This is a genomic window from Undibacterium sp. Ji50W (assembly GCF_049340445.1).
In the GTDB taxonomy this organism is placed as follows: domain Bacteria; phylum Pseudomonadota; class Gammaproteobacteria; order Burkholderiales; family Burkholderiaceae_D; genus Undibacterium.
In genome coordinates this window covers 81,196-99,786 of record NZ_JBMPOX010000011.1, presented here as the reverse complement: position 1 = coordinate 99,786, position 18,591 = coordinate 81,196, and the positions used below count along the sequence as shown (strand labels likewise).

The following is an 18,591-nucleotide window of genomic DNA, read 5'->3' as shown; positions in this document are numbered from 1 at the left end:
TCGGCCCATGCACATAGCGAAATTATTTGCTGGCGCTGCTGGCTGTCGCGTCAGATGCGGGTGCTGATGTAGCGGTAGCTGAAGCCGCGACAGGTGTCACTGGCTCGGATGCACTGGCGGAAGCTGAATGAACTTCAGTAGGATTATGGCCGGCTGCTTCGCCTTGCATATCCACTTTGTCACCTGCCTTGAAAATCAGGAGCAGGGCAGCGGCTGCAAAAATAATAAAGCCGACGAGAATTTTCCACATGCTTGTCTCCAGAATTGTGCTTATAAGATGCGACAAGCTTAGATGTCCTGGCTTACATCATTCTTGCATCGCCACAGCACAAAAGAAAAAAAGGTGAATTTCAAAAGAAATTCACCTTTCTTATTTAATTCCCGTGATGGGGATTAATGTACGGCTCATTGGTATTACTTATGTTTGCTTCATTTGATTTTTTTTGATTTTTTTTTATTAATTACGCAGCCAGCAATTGACGTAATACGAATGGCAGGATGCCGCCATGTTTGTAGTAGTCAACTTCGATAGGCGTATCGATGCGCAACAGGACCTTGACTTCCTGTTTATCGCCATTGGCACGGTGGATGACCAGAGTCACTTCTTGCTGTGGCTTGATTTCATCTTCTATGCCTTTCAGGTCATACGATTCAGTGCCTGTGATGCCCAGGCTGTCAACACTGTCAGTACCCAGGAATTGCAGTGGCAATACGCCCATGCCAACCAGGTTGGAGCGGTGGATACGTTCAAAAGAACGAGCGATGACTGCTTTCACGCCCAGCAATTGGGTGCCTTTTGCTGCCCAGTCACGGGAAGAGCCTGTGCCGTATTCTTCGCCGCCGAAAATCATGGTCGGTACGCCGTCAGCAATGTATTTCATCGCTGCATCGTAGATGGCCATCGGTTCGCCGGTTGGCTGGAACAGGGTTTCGCCGCCTTCAACGCGGGAGCCATCTTCCTTCGCCGGGATCATCAGGTTTTTGATACGCACGTTGGCAAATGTGCCGCGCATCATGATTTCGTGGTTGCCACGACGTGAGCCGTAGGAATTGAAATCAGCCTTCAAAACACCGTTCTCTTTCAGCCATTTACCTGCAGGGCTGGATTCTTTGATCGAGCCAGCTGGTGAGATGTGATCGGTCGTGATGGAATCACCAAACACGCCCAATGCGCGCGCACCAGTGATGCCGGTTGCCGCTGCTTTTGGTTCCATCGTGAAATCAGCAAAGAAGGGTGGCTCAGCGATGTAGGTGGAAGCAGGCCAGTTGTAGACTTCGCCTTCAGCGACGCCCTGGATGTTTTCCCACAGTTTGCCTGGTGCACCTTTGACGTCTGCATAGTTTTCCTTGAAGGTCTTGGAATTCATCGCATACTTCATCAGCTTGTTGATTTCAGCACTGGTAGGCCAGATGTCGCCCAGGAAAATATCCTTGCCTTTAACGCGGCCAACTGGCTCTGTCATCAGGTCTCTGGTCATGTTGCCAGCGATGGCATAAGCCACCACCAACGGAGGGGACGCCAGGAAGTTGGAGCGGATATTCGGGTGAATCCGTGCTTCAAAATTGCGGTTGCCAGACAAGATGGCAGAAGCCACGATATCGTTGGCTACAATCGCTTCATTCATCGCTGGCGTCAGATCACCGGCATTGCCGATACAGGTTGTACAGCCATAAGCGGTGACGCCGAAACCGAGTTTTTCCAGGTAAGGCAGCAAGCCTGCCGCTTCCAGGTATTTGGTGACGACGCGCGAGCCAGGAGCCAGCGAAGTCTTGATATGTGGTGCCACTTTCAAGCCAGCTTCTACCGCTTTCTTGGCCAGCAAGCCAGCTGCCAGCAAGACGCTAGGATTGGATGTATTGGTGCAGGAAGTAATTGCAGCGATCAGGACATCGCCGTTTTTGACTTTGACGCCATCGCTATTGGTGTAGACCGCATCCAGATCTTCGGCTTTTTTGTTGAAGCCATTTTCAGATGTTGGTTTGGCAAACAGGTCGGCGAAAGTGGATTTGACGTGACCAATTTCAATGCGATCCTGTGGGCGTTTCGGGCCAGCCAGGGAAGGTGCAACGGTGGACAGATCCAGCGAGATTTCGGTGGTGTAGTCAATGTCGCCTGCGTTAGGGATGCCGAACATTTTCTGGGCTTTGAAATAGCCTTCGAATGCATCGATTTCTGCCTTGGTGCGGCCGGTGCCTTTGAAGTAATCTATCGTCGCTTCATCAACCGGGAAGAAACCCATGGTGGCACCGTATTCCGGTGCCATGTTGGCGATGGTGGCGCGGTCTGTCAGCGACAGGGAACGTGTGCCTTCGCCGAAGAATTCAACAAACTTGCCAACTACCTTGGCTTTACGCAGCAATTCTGTGATGGTCAGTACCAGATCCGTTGCAGTACAACCTTCGCGCAATGCGCCAGTCAGGTTGACGCCGACCACGTCAGGTGTCAGGAAATAGACTGGCTGGCCCAGCATGCCGGCTTCTGCTTCGATACCACCCACGCCCCAGCCGACTACGCCGATACCGTTGATCATGGTGGTGTGGGAATCAGTACCTACCAGTGTGTCTGGATAGTAGACTTCGTTTTTCTTGGCATCTTTGATTTTGTGTACGCCGCGCGCCAGGTATTCCAGGTTAACCTGGTGAACGATACCAAAGCCAGGAGGAACCACGCCAAAAGTATCAAATGCCTGCATGCCCCATTTCATGAACTGGTAACGCTCGTTATTGCGTTGGAATTCCAGTTTCATGTTCAGGTCCAGCGCTTTCTTTTCGCGGAAATGATCGATCTGTACAGAGTGATCAACCACCAGATCAACTGGAACCAGCGGTTCGATGTTCTTAGGGTTTTTACCTTGCTTGGCGGCGACGTTACGCATGGCAGCCAGGTCGGCCAGCAAAGGCACGCCAGTGAAATCTTGCAGGACAACGCGGGAAACGACGAAAGGAATTTCATCGGTGCGGGTGGCGGTCGCGCTCCAGTTGGCCAATTGCTTTACATGTTCTTCAGTAACTTTTTTGCCGTCGCAGTTACGCAATACCGATTCCAGAACCACGCGGATGGAAACGGGCAGACGGGAGATTTTTACACCGAGATTTTTTTCCAGTGCGGGCAAAGAAAAGAACTTGCCTTTCTTGGTGTCTGAAATTTTGAAATCTTTCAGGGTTTTGAATGCATCTTTGTACGCATTTTGGCTCATGGCTGTTCCTTATTTACAAAAATCAACGATCAGAAATTTACTTGCTACTACTATTTTATTTGATGAATATTATTCGACGAATATTATTTTATAAGTACCGGTGTCGCCTTGGGGGCGTCCACTTCTGCCAGGGCGGGTGTTGCTGTCTTGCATTCATTGGCCAGTTGTTGCCCCTTGTGTGAATCGAGTAACAGGCCTTTTGCAGGTATACCTATCCAGACCAAACCTGATTTGCGGTTTTCAAAACGCACGGCACCGGTCGTCGTGTCCACCTTGGACAGGCGGTACAAACGTTTTTTCCAGCGCATGGCAACGTGGTCAGTATCTTCAGGGTTGATGTACATCGTCAATGAATTACCCAGTTCGCATTTGTATTCGAAACTGCTGTGCTGTTGTATGTCCGGTTCTGGCTCATCGCTTTCTTTGCTGGCCGCAGCGGCAGCCGGCTTCGCTGTTTTGGCACCGACCTTGGTTTTGCTATGTGGCGCTTCCACTGCGTGGGCGTTGGCAGTGAGCATGGCGCATGCGGCAAATGCCAGGCTGATAAAAGAAAGTAATTTCATGAGGGTCTCCCTAGAGTAATTCTCGTGCTGCTTCTGGTAATACAACTTGCCCAAACTGGGCCTTTTTTAAAACTGTCCAATAGTAGCGGTAACTGGCGCGGTCGTGTAGCTGTCCTTGCCACTGTATTGGTCCCCATTGATGCTCTTTGGCTGATGACAGGATGGATACGGCTTCATCGATTTCCTGGTTGGGGGGCGTCAGCGCGCCAACTATGGCCTTAATCTGGTCCGGATGTATGCTCCACATGCGGGTATAGCCGCATTCCTGGGCGGCACGGCGCGCATCATTGGCGACAACGTCCTTGTCCCGGATTTCTGTGGTCACATTATGCGAGGGGATTTTTCCATGATGATGACAAGCTGCAGCTATTTCCAGCTTGGCGCGTAGTACCAGTGGATGCTCAAACTGTCCGGGCGAGCGCATGGCTGTGGCTGGAATGGCACCGTAATGGGCGGATACAAAGTCCATCAGGCCAAATGACAGGCACTGCACCTGGGGCAGGGCGGCAATGTCCCTTACTTCAGCCAGGGCACCATGTGTTTCTATTAATACATGGACAGGGATCAGGCTGCCATCTGCCATCTGCGCGTGGTGATTGATACGGCTAAGGGCAGACTGCACCTCGGCCACACTCTCCACTTTCGGCAAAACCACATAGGCCAGTTTGGTGGCGGCAGTGGGCAGGATGATGGACAAGTCCTGCTCAAAGGCAGGATGATGCAGGTCGTGCACGCGCACGCCTATGCGTTGAAACAGATTTTCTGTGCTCGACACTAAAGACGCGACCAGCACGGCATGGGCTTTTTCATTGCCGGCGGCTGCGCCGTCTTCACAGTCAAGCGTGATATCGAAAACGGGGCCAAGTTCCTGCTGTAAGGCGATGGACTTGCGCATGAGCTTTTCAGAGCCGGCATAGTGATCGCAGACCGGTAAAAACACCGGTGGCAACTGATCCTGAAAAAGCACAGAGGAGGGATGCATCTTGAATATGGCGTCTTGATTGAGACAGTCTGCGGCGAGTGGCCGCAGACTGTCTCAGACTTGATTAACCTACCAGGTGTTTCACGCCATCACGCTCTTCTTGCAATTCTTTGAGAGTGATGTTGATGCGTTCGCGGGAGAATTCGTCGATTTCCAGACCTTGAACGATCTTGTATTCGCCGTTTTCTGTGGTGACAGGGAAGCCGAACATGGTGCCTTCAGGGATGCCATAAGAGCCATCGGAAGCGATGCCCATGGTAGTCCATTTGCCGTTTGTGCCCAGAATCCAGTCACGTACGTGGTCAATCGCTGCATTTGCTGCGGATGCTGCAGAAGACAGACCGCGTGCTTCGATGATGGCAGCGCCGCGTTTGCCAACTGTAGGCAGGAACACATCCTTGTTCCAGACTTGATCGTTGATCAGGTCTTTGACGGATGCGCCATCTACTGTCGCGAAGCGATAGTCAGCGTACATGGTTGGGGAATGATTGCCCCAGACGCACAGTTTTTCAACAGCAGCAACCGGTTTGCCAACTTTGGCAGCAACCTGGGACAACGCACGGTTGTGATCCAGGCGCAGCATGGCTGTAAAGTTTTTAGCTGGCAGGGACGGTGCCGATTTCATTGCAATGTAAGCATTGGTGTTGGCTGGATTGCCGACCACCAGGACTTTAACGTTACGGGAAGCAACGGCGTCCAGTGCCTTGCCTTGTACCGTGAAAATCTGTGCGTTGGCTTCCAGCAGGTCTTTGCGTTCCATGCCTGGGCCGCGTGGACGTGCGCCAACCAGCAGGGCGACGTCGATGTCCTTGAATGCTGTCAGTGGATCGCTGTGAGCAGACATGCCGGCCAGCAATGGGAACGCGCAGTCATCGATTTCCATCATGACGCCTTTCAGCGCTTTTTGTGCTTTTTCGTCAGGGATTTCTAACAATTGCAGTATCACTGGCTGGTCTTTGCCCAGCATGTCGCCATTGGCGATACGGAATAGAAGGGAATAGCCGATTTGGCCTGCGGCGCCGGTAACAGCTACGCGCATAGGGGATTTCGCCATGATGCATCTCCGAAGTAGTGTAAAAACGAATTTCAAACAAATGCCGTGCCCGCAGGACGTTGCGAATGTTGCGGGCACTGTGTAAAACGCTTAATGATACCGTTGAAAACCATGCCAGTCAGCCAAAATCAGCGCTGAAGCCGTTTTTCTTCCTTTACATTAAAGACGTTCGAACTATATTGCACTGGTGTGGCAGCAATGCTGACCAATGCTGTGTGCAGGCTGCCAATTATATTCCCCGAGAGTTTAGGTGCTGCGCGCTGAAGTGTCAATGAATATCTTATGTCTTATATAAGACATATTACTTGACATTTTGTTCTGGACGGGATGGGTGGTTTCGTGGTGAAATTGCAGTCTATGAACTCAATCATTCCTATCGCAAGTAATCAGCCTGTCAGTCCAGCTACGCCTGGTACTGGTGCTGCTGCTTCGTCCTTGAGTGCTTCACCTACATTCAGCCCATTATATCAACAGATAAAAGCCCTGATCACCCAGAGCCTGCAATCGGGTGAATGGAAGCCGGGCGAGCTGATTCCCAGTGAAATGGAATTGGCCAGCCGCTTCAAGGTCAGCCAGGGTACCGTGCGCAAGGCGATTGATGAGTTGTCGGCAGAAAACCTGGTGGTGCGCCGGCAGGGCAAGGGAACCTTTGTGGCGACCCATCATGAGGCGCGCTCGCAGTTTCGTTTCTTGCGGCTGGCACCGGACGAAGGTGTGCCGCATTATCCCGAAAATAAAATTGTTGAAGTCAAGCGCATGCGTGCACCAGCCGAGGTGGCGCGTCTGCTGGATATCAAATCCGGGGATTCCGTTGTTTTCATCCGCCGTGTGCAGTCTTTTTCTGGCGTGCCCACCATTTTGGATGATTTGTGGTTGCCTGGTTCCATCTTCAAAGGCCTGACCGCCGAACGCCTGAATGAATACAAGGGGCCGATGTATGGCCTGTTTGAAACCGAATTCGGCACCCACATGATCCGCGCCTCGGAGCAGATTCGTGCTGTCTGCGCAGATGAGCAAGTTGCTCCCTTGCTGAATGTTGAGGTCGGCATGCCTTTGCTCAATGTGGAGCGGGTTTCTTTCACCTATGGTGATAAGCCGGTTGAATTGCGACGTGGTTTGTACCTGACAGTTAATCATCACTACCGAAATGAATTGAGCTAGTGCAGCACTACACCAGTACCAGCTGTTATTGCTGCGTTGCTGGCAGCGTCGGTGATTGCATTTCAAGTGGGATTGCCTGGTTTCGCGTTGATCCGTGCTCAGCGAGAGTGTTGGGTTTGGGTTTAAGATAGCGATATTTTGTAAATTGGGCTGATTTTTGTTGGTGCAATGCACCAAAATGAGCGAAAATTGCAAGGTTTATGTACAGACTAGTTAATGGGGAGATTATTTATGTCTGAAGTAGTAAAAACCAGACCGCGCTTTGGTGTAATGCGCCTGATAGATGCAACTGGCTACAGGCTGCCGCTGGCGGGCTTTGTTTCCATCTTGCATCGTGGCAGTGGAATGTTGATGTTCTTGTTGTTGCCTTTCATTTTGTATTTGCTCGATAAAAGCCTGACTTCAGAAACGACGTTCGCTGAATTGCAGGGTTTTATTGCACGTAATGTTTTCGTCAAGTTGGTCATCCTTGCCCTGGTCTGGGCGTACTTGCATCATTTCTGTGCGGGTATTCGTCATTTGTTCATGGATCTTCACTTTGGTCTGAATAAGGAATCTGCACGCCAGTCGGCGGTCAGTGTTCTGGTGATCAGCCTGGTGTTGGCTGCTTTGACAGGCCTGAAATTGTTTGGAGTATTTTGATGGCAAATAACAATATTGGTCCCAAGCGTCTGGTCGTAGGTGCAAGCTATGGCTTGCGCGACTGGTTGGCGCAACGTGTCACGGCAATCGTGATGGCTTTATATACGGTGATTTTGCTTGGTCTGTTTTTGACCGGCAAAAATTTCAGTTATGAAGGGTGGGCTGGCATATTTGCCATGCAATGGTTCAAGCTGGCGACATTCTCTGTCATCGTTTGCCTGTTGTATCACGCCTGGGTAGGTATGCGTGATGTCTGGATGGATTATGTGACACACAGCGTCTTTGTGCGTCTGGTATTTCAGGTTGCCACTATTCTGTGGCTGATTGCTTGTGCTGGCTATGCTGCACAGATTTTGTGGAGAGTATAAAAGTGGCTGCAATTAAATCCACAATTCCTAGCCGCCGTTTTGACGCGGTCATCGTTGGTGCTGGCGGTTCTGGCATGCGTGCTTCGCTGCAACTGGCTGAAGCTGGCCTGAATGTCGCGGTACTGTCGAAAGTATTTCCTACCCGTTCTCATACGGTAGCAGCGCAGGGCGGTATTGGTGCTTCCCTGGGCAATATGTCGGAAGATAACTGGTACTGGCACATGTTTGACACAGTCAAGGGTTCCGATTACCTGGGTGACCAGGATGCGATCGAATTCATGTGCCGTGAAGCGCCAAAAGTCGTGTACGAACTCGAACATTTTGGTATGCCGTTTGACCGTAATGCTGATGGCACCATTTATCAGCGTCCATTTGGCGGTCACACTGCCAATTTCGGTGAAAAACCTGTACAGCGTGCCTGTGCTGCAGCTGACCGTACCGGTCATGCCTTGTTGCATACCCTGTATCAGCGCAATGTGCGCGCCCGTACCCATTTCTTTGTTGAATGGATGGCGATTGACCTGATCCGCGATGCGGACGGTGATGTGCTGGGTGTTGTTGCGCTGGAAATGGAAACTGGCGAAGTCATGATGCTGGAAGCCAAAACCACGATATTTGCCACTGGCGGTGCCGGTCGTATCTGGGCAGCGTCGACCAATGCATTTATCAATACCGGTGACGGTATGGGCATGGCTGCACGTGCCGGCTTGCCGCTGGAAGATATGGAATTCTGGCAATTCCACCCAACCGGCGTTGCTGGTGCGGGTGTATTGATTACCGAAGGCGTGCGCGGTGAAGGTGGTATCCTGGTGAATAGTCAGGGTGAGCGTTTCATGGAGCGTTATGCGCCTACGCTGAAAGACCTGGCACCGCGTGACTTCGTTTCGCGTTCCATGGACCAGGAAATCAAGGAAGGCCGTGGCTGTGGTCCGAACAAGGATCACGTCATGCTGGATCTGCGCCACATTGGTGCTGAAACGATACAGAAACGCCTGCCATCGATCCTGGAAATCGCCCACAAGTTTGCCAACGTGGATGCGACCAAAGAACCGATTCCTGTCGTTCCTACCATTCACTATCAGATGGGCGGTATTCCGACCAATATCTATGGTCAGGTAGTGGCGCCGAAAAACGGTGGCAGTGAAATCGTCAATGGTCTGTATGCAATCGGCGAGTGCGCCTGCGTATCCGTGCACGGTGCCAACCGTCTGGGTACCAATTCGCTGCTCGATTTGCTGGTGTTTGGTCGTGCTGCCGGTAATCACGTGGTTGCCAGCAAGCTCAAGGAGCGCAGCAACAAGGAGTTGCCGGCTGATGCAGCTGATCTGGCGCTGTCACGTTTGTCCAAGCTGGAAACCAGTACCGGTTCCGAGCGCGTACAAGACGTTGCCAATGATATTCGTGCCACCATGCAGCAATACTGCGGCGTGTTCCGTACCGATGAATTGCTGCAAACCGGCTACAAGAAAATTATGGAGCTTGATGAGCGTCGCAAGCATGTTTCTTTCAAAGATAAATCCAAGGTCTTCAATACTGCACGGGTAGAAGCGCTGGAACTGGATAACCTGATCGAAACAGCCAAGGCAACGATTACATCGGCCGCCGCCCGTAAAGAATCCCGTGGTGCGCATGCACACCGTGATTACGAACAGCGCGACGACGTTAACTGGATGAAGCATAGCTTGTGGTATTCCGAAGGCAATCGCCTCGACTACAAGCCAGTCGTGACCAAACCACTGACTGTAGAAACCTTCAAACCGAAACCACGTACATTCTAAAGAGATACCGATATGGCACGTACACTAAAATTCCAAATCTATCGCTACGATCCGGACAAGGACGCCAAGCCTTACGTGCAGGATCTGACAGTAGAACTGCAAGACACCGACAAGATGTTGCTGGATGCATTGCAGCGCATCAAGTCTGATGTCGATGATTCCCTGGCGCTGCGCCGTTCATGCCGTGAAGGTGTGTGCGGTTCCGACGCCATGAACATCAATGGCAAAAATGGCCTGGCCTGTACCACCAACCTGAACGAATTGACTGAGCCTATCAAATTGCGTCCTTTGCCTGGCTTGCCAGTGATCCGCGACCTGATCGTGGACATGACGCAATTCTTCAAGCAATACAATTCCATCAAGCCTTATCTGATGAATGATTCCATTCCACCAGAAAAAGAACGTTTGCAGTCGCCTGCCGAACGGGAAGAGCTGGATGGTCTGTATGAATGCATCCTGTGCGCCTGCTGTTCGACTTCCTGCCCGTCTTTCTGGTGGAATCCGGACAAATTTGTTGGCCCTGCAGGTTTGTTGCAGGCATACCGTTTCATTGCTGATTCCCGTGATGAAGCAACTGGTGCGCGCCTGGACAATCTGGAAGATCCGTATCGTCTGTTCCGTTGCCACACAATCATGAACTGTGTGGATGTCTGTCCTAAAGGTCTGAATCCTACCCGTGCTATCGGTAAGATTAAAGAACTGATGGTGCGTCGCGCGGTCTAAGAAGGTGTTGTTGTCAGCGATGCTCCGGCATCGCTGCTATTTCATGCGGTTTTTTACGGGTAACCTGAGAATCGCATGAAATAGTCAGTATGGAAGAGAATTAATTATGTCTGAGTCACAAGCGGTACCCCATCAAAGCGACCCGGTAAAGCGGGCCCGTTTGCGGTGGCGGGCGAGGCGCGGCTTGCTGGAAAACGATCTGATCTTGACGCGTTTCCTGGATGCCCATGAAGAATCCCTGACAGATGAGGAAGTGGATGCCTTCGGCCGCCTGATGGAATTGCCAGACAATACGTTAATGGATTTGATCATGGCTAAAAAGCAGCCAGAAGCTGAGGTCGATCTTCCTCATGTCCATGCTTTATTGCTACGTCTGCAAACGGCGTAAGTCAATTTGATTTTTGTGTTTTTTTGATTAACGACTCACCTCTTATCTGAAGGAAGAGCCATGACTAATTCTGAAACAAAAGCCACCCTATCATTTTCCGATGGCTCCCCAGCGCTGGAAATGCCAATTTACAAGGGCTCTATTGGTCCTGATGTGATTGACATCCGCAAGTTGTACGGCTCTACCGGCATGTTTACGTATGATCCGGGTTTCATGTCCACCGCAGCCTGTAATTCTTCCATCACCTACATCGATGGCGACAAGGGTGAACTGCTGTATCGCGGTTATCCGATCGAACAACTGGCAGTCAATGGCGGCGATTTCCTGGAAACTTGCTACCTGTTGCTGAATGGCGAACTGCCAAATGCTGCGCAAAAGAAAGAATTTGTTGCGACTGTCACCAATCACACCATGGTGCATGAGCAGATGCAATTCTTCTTCCGTGGTTTCCGTCGTGATGCCCATCCTATGTCGGTTTTGGTAGGTACAGTCGGTGCGCTGGCATCGTTCTACCATGATTCGCTGGACATCAATGATCCGCATCACCGTGAAGTATCGGCAATTCGCCTGATCGCCAAGATGCCGACCCTGGTTGCCATGGCTTACAAATATTCCATAGGTCAGCCTTTCGTGTATCCACGCAATGACCTGTCCTACAGCGCCAACTTCATGCACATGATGTTCTCGACACCATGTGAGCCATACAAAACCAATGAAGTGCTGGTACGTGCGCTGGATCGTATCCTGATCCTGCACGCAGATCACGAGCAAAATGCATCTACATCGACCGTGCGTCTGGCCGGTTCTTCCGGTGCTAATCCATTTGCCTGTATTGCTGCCGGTATCGCTTGCCTGTGGGGTCCTGCTCACGGTGGCGCGAACGAAGCGGCATTGAGCATGCTGGAAGAAATCGGCAGCGTCGACAATATTCCTAACTTTATCGCTCAGGTAAAAGACAAGAATTCTGGCGTCAAGCTGATGGGCTTTGGTCACCGCGTCTATAAAAATTATGACCCACGCGCCAAACTGATGCGTGAAACTTGCTACGAAGTATTGCAAGAACTCGGTCTGCAAGACGATCCACTGTTCAAGCTGGCCATGGCTCTGGAAAAAATCGCTCTGGAAGATGACTATTTTGTCAGCCGCAAGCTGTATCCTAATGTCGATTTCTATTCAGGCATCGTACAGCGCGCGTTGGGCATCCCAACCGCCTTGTTCACTGGTATTTTCGCCCTGGCGCGTACAGTAGGCTGGATCGCTCAGTGGAAAGAAATGATTTCTGATCCTGAGCAAAAAATTGGCCGTCCTCGTCAGTTGTTTGTGGGGGCCGCCAAGCGCGACGTACCACCGATCGACAAACGTTGATTAGTAAGCGTTGATCGGAAAGCGTTAATTCTCTAATCAGTTTTAATGTTGTAAAAAGCGAGTCTTTAAGACTCGCTTTTTTTTTCACTAAATATGCTATGCTTCGGCACGAAAGTGATTTTTACATATAACTTTCGCGATTAAATCAAAAATCATATTAAAAGAGCATGATTTTTGATTCGATCACGAGGATAGTTTGAATAAGCCCTTCCCCACAACTTGATGTGCAATCCGCTAACCGGTCAGGCCGTGTCGCGGAAGGTTAGATTAACCCGCTAATCTCGCGAAACGCGAAGAAAGGTGAGCAAGATGATGCAACAATATAACGCCAACTCGTACTTGTTCGGCGGCAATGCGCCGTACGTAGAAGAACTGTATGAAGCGTATCTGAATAATCCCGGTTCTGTTCCTGAAAATTGGCGCGCGTACTTTGACGCCATGCAAAATGTGCCTGCAGTCGATGGATCTTCCAAGCCCGACGTTGCGCATGCTCCCGTCATTGCTTCCTTTGCTGAACGTGCCAAACAAGGCCCGATACGCGCAGTCAATGCCACCGGTGATGCTGAAATGGGCCGCAAACGCGTCGCTGCCCAGCAACTGATCGCTGCTTATCGCTTCCTCGGCAGCCATTGGGCCAATCTGGACCCACTGCAGCGTCAGGAACGTCCAAGTATCCCGGAACTGGAACCCAGTTTTTATGGCTTTACTGATGCGGACATGGATATCCAGTTCAACATCAGCAATACCTATTTCGGACCAGAAACTGCATCATTGCGCGACCTGTTGAATGCCTTGCGTGATACCTATTGCCGTTCTATCGGTGCCGAGTTCATGTACATCAGCGACCCGACTGAAAAGCGCTGGTTGCAACAAAAACTCGAAGCCATCCGCTCTACACCATCCTTTTCCCTGGAAAAGAAAAAACACATCCTCGACCGCCTGACTGCGGCTGAAGGACTGGAACGTTATCTGCACACCAAATATGTGGGTCAGAAGCGTTTCTCTCTGGAAGGTGGCGAGAGCTTTATCGCTTCCATGGATGAAACCATCCAGCGCGCCGGTGAGCGCGGTGTGGAAGAAATCGTTATCGGCATGGCCCACCGTGGTCGTCTGAACGTACTGGTCAATACCCTGGGCAAAATGCCACAGGATCTGTTTGCCGAATTTGAAGGCAAACATGGTGACGATTTGCCAGCAGGTGACGTTAAATACCATCAGGGCTTCTCGTCCGATATTTCTACTCCAGGCGGCCCGGTCCACCTGTCGCTGGCGTTTAATCCTTCCCATCTGGAAATCGTCAACCCAGTGGTTGAAGGTTCTGTCAAAGCACGTATGGACCGTCGTGGCGACAAAGATGGCTCGCAGGTTTTGCCTATCCTGGTACACGGCGACGCCGCGTTTGCAGGGCAGGGCGTGGTCATGGAAACCCTGAACCTGGCGCAGACGCGCGGCTATGGTACCGGTGGCACCGTGCATATCGTCATCAATAACCAGATCGGTTTTACTACGTCCGATCCACGCGATTCCCGTTCTACCCTGTATTGCTCCGACGTCGTCAAAATGATCGAAGCGCCGGTATTGCACGTCAATGCAGATGATCCTGAAGCCGTTGTTCTGGCTACCCAGATCGCCCTGGATTACCGTATGGAATTCAAGAAGGATGTCGTGGTTGACATCATCTGCTATCGCAAACTGGGCCACAATGAGCAAGATACACCTGCACTGACCCAGCCTTTGATGTACAAGAAGATTGGTCAGCATCCTGGCACGCGCAAGATGTATGCAGACAAGCTGGCAGCGCAAGGCGCTATTCCTGCGGATGGCGGCGATCAGATGATCAAGGCTTACCGTGATGCCATGGATGCCGGCAAGCATACCCATGATCCGGTCATTTCCAATTTCAAAAACAAATACGCAGTTGACTGGATTCCTTTCCTCAACCGCAAATGGACAGATGCGGCTGACACTGCCGTTCCATTGACAGAGCTGAAGCGTCTGGCTGAACGTATTACCGTCGTGCCTGAAGGCTTCAAGCCGCATAGCCTGGTAGAAAAAGTCCTCGGTGACCGCGCTAACATGGGTCGTGGCGACATGAACCTGGACTGGGGCATGGGCGAACATCTGGCGTATGCATCCCTGGTATCTTCCGGTTATGCAATTCGTCTGACAGGTCAGGATGCAGGTCGCGGTACCTTCGTTCACCGTCATGCCGTCTTGCATGATCAAAATCGTGAACGTTGGGATGCCGGTACTTACATCCCCCTGCAAAACATTTCTGACAAGCAGGCCCCATTCACAGTCATCGATTCGGTCTTGTCTGAAGAAGCGGTACTGGGCTTTGAATATGGTTATTCCACAGCAGAACCAAACACGCTGACCATCTGGGAAGCGCAATTCGGCGATTTCGCCAACGGCGCGCAAGTGGTTATCGATCAGTTCATCAGCTCTGGTGAAGTGAAATGGGGTCGTGCATCCGGTCTGGTCATGATGCTGCCGCATGGTTACGAAGGCCAGGGTCCGGAGCATTCATCCGCACGTCCTGAGCGTTTCCTGCAACTGTGTGCTGACAACAATATGCAAGTGGTGCAGCCGACGACAGCAGCACAGATTTTCCATCTGTTGCGTCGTCAGATGATACGCATGTTCCGTAAGCCACTGGTCATCATGACACCGAAATCCCTGTTGCGTAACAAGGATGCCGGTTCACCATTGTCCGACCTGGCCAAAGGCAGCTTCCACACTGTCATCGGTGAAGTGGATGAAAAAATCGACGCGAAAAAAGTCAAGCGCGTGGTTGCCTGCTCAGGCAAGGTGTATTACGACCTGGTTAATTCTCGTAAAGAGCGTGGCCAGACTGATACGGCAATTATCCGTGTTGAACAGTTGTATCCTTTCCCGCACAAGAGCTTTGCTGCAGAACTGAAGAAATTCCCGAACTTGACGGAATTGGTCTGGGCACAAGATGAGCCGCAAAATCAGGGACCATGGTTCCAGATCCAGCACAATATTTTTGAAAGTCTGGAAGAAGGGCAAAAGCTTGCTTATGCCGGTCGCCCAGCGAGTGCATCGCCAGCTGTCGGTTATTACGACAAGCACTATGCGCAACAAAAAGCATTGCTGGAAACGGCATTTTCCAAACTCAAAGGCTTTGTCCTGACCAAATAATGACGCGATGCGACATCAGAAGCTGATGTCGCATTTGGCTACCCGAATCGGAGAGTAAAAAAATGGCAATTATCGAAGTAAAAGTTCCTCAGTTATCTGAATCTGTCGCAGAAGCAACCCTGTTGTCCTGGCATAAAAAAGTTGGCGAAGCAGTTGGCCGTGACGAAAACCTGATCGACGTGGAAACTGACAAAGTTGTATTGGAACTGCCTGCGCCTGACGCTGGCGTGATCACACAAATCATCAAAGGTGACGGCAGCACAGTGGTTGCTGGTGAAATCATCGCCATCATCGACACCGCAGCAAGTGCCAGTGCTGCCGCCACACCGGCAGCAGCACCGGCCGCCGTTGCAGCCGCCCCTGCCGCAGTCGCTGCAAGCGCCTCTGCGGATGCAAAATCTTCTGCTGGCGTGGCAATGCCAGCCGCAGCAAAAATCCTGTCAGAAAACAATCTGACGGCAGCACAAGTCGATGGCTCTGGCAAAGATGGCCGTGTCACCAAAGGTGATGCACTGGCAGCAGTTGCAGGTAAGTCAGCAGCACCCGTAGTTGCGCCTCTGGCAGCGCCGGTAGCCAGCAAACCAGCGCTGCAACAAGTTGCTGCACCGACCATCGCCAGCCTGGGTGACCGTCCGGAAGAGCGCGTACCGATGAGCCGCCTGCGTGCACGTATTGCTGAACGTCTGGTGCAGTCACAATCGACAAACGCGATCCTGACCACTTTCAACGAAGTCAACATGGCACCCGTCATGGACTTGCGTAACAAGTACAAAGACAAGTTTGAAAAAGAACACGGCGTGAAACTGGGTTTCATGTCCTTCTTCGTCAAGGCTGCTGTTGCTGCATTGAAAAAATACCCTATCATCAACGCTTCCGTTGATGGTAATGACATCGTGTACCACGGTTACTTCGATATCGGTATTGCTGTCGGTTCCCCGCGTGGTCTGGTGGTACCTATCCTGCGCAATGCGGATCAAATGACGATTGCTGAAATCGAGAAGAAAATCGGTGAATTCGGTAACAAGGCAAAAGACGGTAAATTGACTCTGGATGATCTGTCTGGCGGTACGTTCTCCATCTCGAATGGCGGTACTTTCGGTTCCATGTTGTCTACGCCTATCATCAACCCTCCACAATCCGCAATTTTGGGCGTGCATGCGACCAAGGACCGTGCCGTGGTTGAAAATGGCCAGATCGTTATCCGTCCTATGAATTACCTGGCAATGTCTTATGACCATCGCATCATTGACGGTCGTGAAGCTGTTCTGGGTCTGGTGGCAATGAAAGACGCGCTGGAAGATCCAGCCCGCCTGTTGCTCGATCTGTAATTCAGATTCAAAGCAAAGCGAGAGTCATTCCGTGAATATCGCTGACGAAATCAAACGTCTGCATGAACTGCATCAGGCAGGAGCCCTGTCTGATGCAGAATTTGCCCAAGCCAAAGCCAGATTGCTGGCAACTGGCGACACTTCCGCATCTGGTAATCATCAGGACCAGGGTTTCAACCATCTGAATCAATTCCGCAGGTCAAAAAAAGACCAGTGGCTGGGTGGTATTTGCGGTGGTCTGGCGCAATTTACTGGTCTGGATTCCTGGATCTGGCGTTTGATGTTTGTCTTTTTCAGTCTTTACTTTGGTGCTGGCGTGGTCGCTTATTTGCTGGCCTGGATTTTTGTGCCGGAAGAAGAGTAAAAAACCACGGTATGTCGCGAATTAGTCAATCTATACCTATCAGGATATTTTCATGAGCAAACAATTTGATGTTGTCGTTATCGGCGCTGGCCCTGGCGGCTATATCGCAGCAATTCGTGCTGCCCAACTGGGTTTTTCCACAGCCTGTATCGATGCCTGGAGCAATGACAAAGGCGGCCCGGCACCTGGCGGCACTTGCACCAACGTAGGCTGTATCCCATCCAAGGCCTTGTTGCAGTCTTCCGAACATTATGAACACGCTGGCCATGCTTTCGCTGACCACGGTATCCAGGTGCAGGGCCTGGGCCTGGATGTCGGCAAGATGCTGGGTCGCAAAAATACCATCGTCAAACAAAACAACGACGGTATCCTGTTCCTGTTCAAAAAGAACAAAGTCACTTTCTTCCATGGCCATGGCTCTTTCGTTAAAGCCGATGCGGCCGGTTATGAAATCAAGGTAGCTGGCAAGACCGAAGAAAGCATCACCGGCAAGCACATCATCGTGGCTACCGGTTCCAATGCCCGCGGCTTGCCTGGCGCAGCATTTGATGAAACCACCATCCTGTCGAATGACGGCGCACTGAAGATAGCTGAAGTACCGAAAAAACTCGGCGTCATCGGTGCCGGTGTCATCGGTCTGGAAATGGGTAGCGTCTGGCGTCGTCTGGGTGCTGAAGTCACAGTACTCGAAGCATTGCCGACTTTCCTCGGTGCAGTGGATGAACAAATCGCCAAAGAAGCACACAAGCTGTTCGTCAAACAAGGCCTGTCCATCAATCTGGGCGTCAAGATTGGCGAAATCGTCAATGGCGGCAAAGATGTGACCGTCAATTACACGGATGACAAAGGCGCTGAACATAAGGCCGTCTTCGACAAACTGATCATCTCCATCGGCCGCACACCTAACACCAATGGCCTGAATGCTGAAGCTGTCGGCCTGCAACTGGATGAACGTGGTTTCGTCGCTGTTGACGGTGATTGCAAAACCAATCTGGCGAATGTCTGGGCAGTGGGTGACGTGGTACGTGGCCCTATGCTGGCACACAAAGCGGAAGAAGAGGGCGTTGCCGTTGCCGAGCGTATCGCCGGTCAGCATGGTCATGTCAACTTCAATACCATCCCCTGGGTGATCTACACTTCACCTGAAATCGCCTGGGTCGGTCGCACTGAACAGCAACTGAAGGCAGACGGCGTGGCTTACAAAGCCGGCACTTTCCCATTCATGGCGAATGGTCGTGCCCGCGCCCTGGGTGATACATCCGGCATGGTCAAGTTCCTGGCCGATGCAAGCACAGATGAAATCCTGGGCGTACACATCGTCGGTCCTATGGCATCTGAGTTGATTTCCGAAGCAGTGGTTGCGATGGAATTCAAAGCGTCGGCAGAAGACATCGCCCGTATTTGTCATGCGCATCCTTCTTTGTCTGAAGCAACCAAAGAAGCGGCACTGGCAGTCGACAAACGTTCCCTGAACTTCTGATCGTTCCCGGCCTGTAGTCAGGGGTGCTGTCTT

The 18,591-nt window shown here is 51.4% G+C and carries 16 protein-coding genes; 11 read left to right on the top strand and 5 right to left on the bottom strand.

Going from position 1 to position 18,591, the window contains the following annotated elements:
* Nucleotides 1-22: 22 nt before the first annotated feature.
* The 5 genes from ACO0K9_RS16495 to ACO0K9_RS16475 form a co-directional block, all read right to left on the bottom strand.
* A complete protein-coding gene (locus ACO0K9_RS16495) occupies nucleotides 23-250 on the bottom strand; it encodes a hypothetical protein (RefSeq protein WP_422986829.1) in 228 nt (75 codons plus the stop codon).
* Nucleotides 251-461: 211 nt separating this feature from the next.
* The gene (gene acnA / locus ACO0K9_RS16490; protein WP_422986827.1) at nucleotides 462-3,197 is read right to left on the bottom strand and encodes an aconitate hydratase AcnA; all 2,736 of its coding nucleotides are present in this window, start codon (nucleotides 3,195-3,197) and stop codon (nucleotides 462-464) included.
* Between the two features lie 83 nt (nucleotides 3,198-3,280).
* On the bottom strand, nucleotides 3,281-3,760 hold the full coding sequence (locus ACO0K9_RS16485) for a hypothetical protein (protein WP_422986825.1): 480 nt from the start codon (nucleotides 3,758-3,760) through the stop codon (nucleotides 3,281-3,283).
* Nucleotides 3,761-3,770: 10 nt separating this feature from the next.
* Nucleotides 3,771-4,742 carry an HpcH/HpaI aldolase/citrate lyase family protein gene (locus ACO0K9_RS16480; protein WP_422986823.1) on the bottom strand — a complete coding sequence of 324 codons (972 nt, stop codon included), beginning with the start codon at nucleotides 4,740-4,742 and terminating at the stop codon, nucleotides 3,771-3,773.
* Between the two features lie 64 nt (nucleotides 4,743-4,806).
* Entirely contained in the window at nucleotides 4,807-5,796 is a 990-nt protein-coding gene (locus tag ACO0K9_RS16475; protein ID WP_422986821.1) for a malate dehydrogenase, read from the bottom strand.
* A 357-nt stretch (nucleotides 5,797-6,153) separates the two neighbouring features.
* On the opposite strand from ACO0K9_RS16475, the gene ACO0K9_RS16470 reads away from it, so the two are divergent.
* The 11 genes from ACO0K9_RS16470 (at nucleotide 6,154) to lpdA (ending at nucleotide 18,558) form a co-directional block, all read left to right on the top strand.
* Nucleotides 6,154-6,957 carry a GntR family transcriptional regulator gene (locus tag ACO0K9_RS16470; protein ID WP_422986819.1) on the top strand — a complete coding sequence of 268 codons (804 nt, stop codon included), beginning with the start codon at nucleotides 6,154-6,156 and terminating at the stop codon, nucleotides 6,955-6,957.
* Nucleotides 6,958-7,188: 231 nt separating this feature from the next.
* Nucleotides 7,189-7,599, top strand: coding sequence for a succinate dehydrogenase, cytochrome b556 subunit (gene sdhC, locus ACO0K9_RS16465; protein ID WP_422986817.1), 411 nt, complete (start codon nucleotides 7,189-7,191; stop codon nucleotides 7,597-7,599).
* Nucleotides 7,599-7,967 (top strand): succinate dehydrogenase, hydrophobic membrane anchor protein, encoded by a 369-nt coding sequence (sdhD, locus tag ACO0K9_RS16460; RefSeq protein ID WP_422986815.1) that lies wholly within the window; start codon nucleotides 7,599-7,601, stop codon nucleotides 7,965-7,967. Before sdhC ends, sdhD begins: the two co-directional genes overlap by 1 nt.
* A 2-nt stretch (nucleotides 7,968-7,969) precedes the next feature.
* Nucleotides 7,970-9,745: a succinate dehydrogenase flavoprotein subunit gene (gene sdhA, locus ACO0K9_RS16455; protein WP_422986813.1), complete on the top strand. Its 1,776-nt coding sequence runs from the start codon at nucleotides 7,970-7,972 to the stop codon at nucleotides 9,743-9,745.
* Nucleotides 9,746-9,757: 12 nt separating this feature from the next.
* Nucleotides 9,758-10,468, top strand: coding sequence for a succinate dehydrogenase iron-sulfur subunit (locus ACO0K9_RS16450; protein WP_422986811.1), 711 nt, complete (start codon nucleotides 9,758-9,760; stop codon nucleotides 10,466-10,468).
* Nucleotides 10,469-10,574: 106 nt separating this feature from the next.
* Nucleotides 10,575-10,856, top strand: a complete 282-nt coding sequence (locus tag ACO0K9_RS16445) for a succinate dehydrogenase assembly factor 2 (RefSeq protein ID WP_422986809.1) — start codon at nucleotides 10,575-10,577, stop codon at nucleotides 10,854-10,856.
* A 60-nt stretch (nucleotides 10,857-10,916) separates the two neighbouring features.
* The gene (gltA, locus tag ACO0K9_RS16440; protein ID WP_422986807.1) at nucleotides 10,917-12,221 is read left to right on the top strand and encodes a citrate synthase; all 1,305 of its coding nucleotides are present in this window, start codon (nucleotides 10,917-10,919) and stop codon (nucleotides 12,219-12,221) included.
* Nucleotides 12,222-12,530: 309 nt separating this feature from the next.
* Nucleotides 12,531-15,386 carry a 2-oxoglutarate dehydrogenase E1 component gene (locus ACO0K9_RS16435; protein WP_422986805.1) on the top strand — a complete coding sequence of 952 codons (2,856 nt, stop codon included), beginning with the start codon at nucleotides 12,531-12,533 and terminating at the stop codon, nucleotides 15,384-15,386.
* A 62-nt stretch (nucleotides 15,387-15,448) separates the two neighbouring features.
* Nucleotides 15,449-16,714, top strand: a complete 1,266-nt coding sequence (odhB, locus tag ACO0K9_RS16430) for a 2-oxoglutarate dehydrogenase complex dihydrolipoyllysine-residue succinyltransferase (RefSeq protein ID WP_422986803.1) — start codon at nucleotides 15,449-15,451, stop codon at nucleotides 16,712-16,714.
* 31 nt (nucleotides 16,715-16,745) lie between these two features.
* Nucleotides 16,746-17,078, top strand: coding sequence for a PspC domain-containing protein (locus ACO0K9_RS16425; RefSeq protein ID WP_422986801.1), 333 nt, complete (start codon nucleotides 16,746-16,748; stop codon nucleotides 17,076-17,078).
* 52 nt (nucleotides 17,079-17,130) lie between these two features.
* Nucleotides 17,131-18,558, top strand: a complete 1,428-nt coding sequence (lpdA, locus tag ACO0K9_RS16420; protein WP_422986799.1) for a dihydrolipoyl dehydrogenase — start codon at nucleotides 17,131-17,133, stop codon at nucleotides 18,556-18,558.
* Nucleotides 18,559-18,591: the final 33 nt, after the last annotated feature.

Bases quoted from the DNA above. Each gene is read 5' to 3' on its own strand.
- ACO0K9_RS16435 (WP_422986805.1), top strand. From the start codon at position 12,531: ATGATGCAACAATATAACGCCAACTCGTACTTGTTCGGCGGCAATGCG.
- gltA (WP_422986807.1), top strand. From the start codon at position 10,917: ATGACTAATTCTGAAACAAAAGCCACCCTATCATTTTCCGATGGCTCC.
- ACO0K9_RS16495 (WP_422986829.1), bottom strand. From the start codon at position 250: ATGTGGAAAATTCTCGTCGGCTTTATTATTTTTGCAGCCGCTGCCCTG.
- odhB (WP_422986803.1), top strand. From the start codon at position 15,449: ATGGCAATTATCGAAGTAAAAGTTCCTCAGTTATCTGAATCTGTCGCA.
- ACO0K9_RS16470 (WP_422986819.1), top strand. From the start codon at position 6,154: ATGAACTCAATCATTCCTATCGCAAGTAATCAGCCTGTCAGTCCAGCT.
- ACO0K9_RS16450 (WP_422986811.1), top strand. From the start codon at position 9,758: ATGGCACGTACACTAAAATTCCAAATCTATCGCTACGATCCGGACAAG.
- sdhC (WP_422986817.1), top strand. From the start codon at position 7,189: ATGTCTGAAGTAGTAAAAACCAGACCGCGCTTTGGTGTAATGCGCCTG.
- ACO0K9_RS16475 (WP_422986821.1), bottom strand. From the start codon at position 5,796: ATGGCGAAATCCCCTATGCGCGTAGCTGTTACCGGCGCCGCAGGCCAA.
- ACO0K9_RS16445 (WP_422986809.1), top strand. From the start codon at position 10,575: ATGTCTGAGTCACAAGCGGTACCCCATCAAAGCGACCCGGTAAAGCGG.
- sdhD (WP_422986815.1), top strand. From the start codon at position 7,599: ATGGCAAATAACAATATTGGTCCCAAGCGTCTGGTCGTAGGTGCAAGC.
- ACO0K9_RS16485 (WP_422986825.1), bottom strand. From the start codon at position 3,760: ATGAAATTACTTTCTTTTATCAGCCTGGCATTTGCCGCATGCGCCATG.
- ACO0K9_RS16480 (WP_422986823.1), bottom strand. From the start codon at position 4,742: ATGCATCCCTCCTCTGTGCTTTTTCAGGATCAGTTGCCACCGGTGTTT.
- lpdA (WP_422986799.1), top strand. From the start codon at position 17,131: ATGAGCAAACAATTTGATGTTGTCGTTATCGGCGCTGGCCCTGGCGGC.
- acnA (WP_422986827.1), bottom strand. From the start codon at position 3,197: ATGAGCCAAAATGCGTACAAAGATGCATTCAAAACCCTGAAAGATTTC.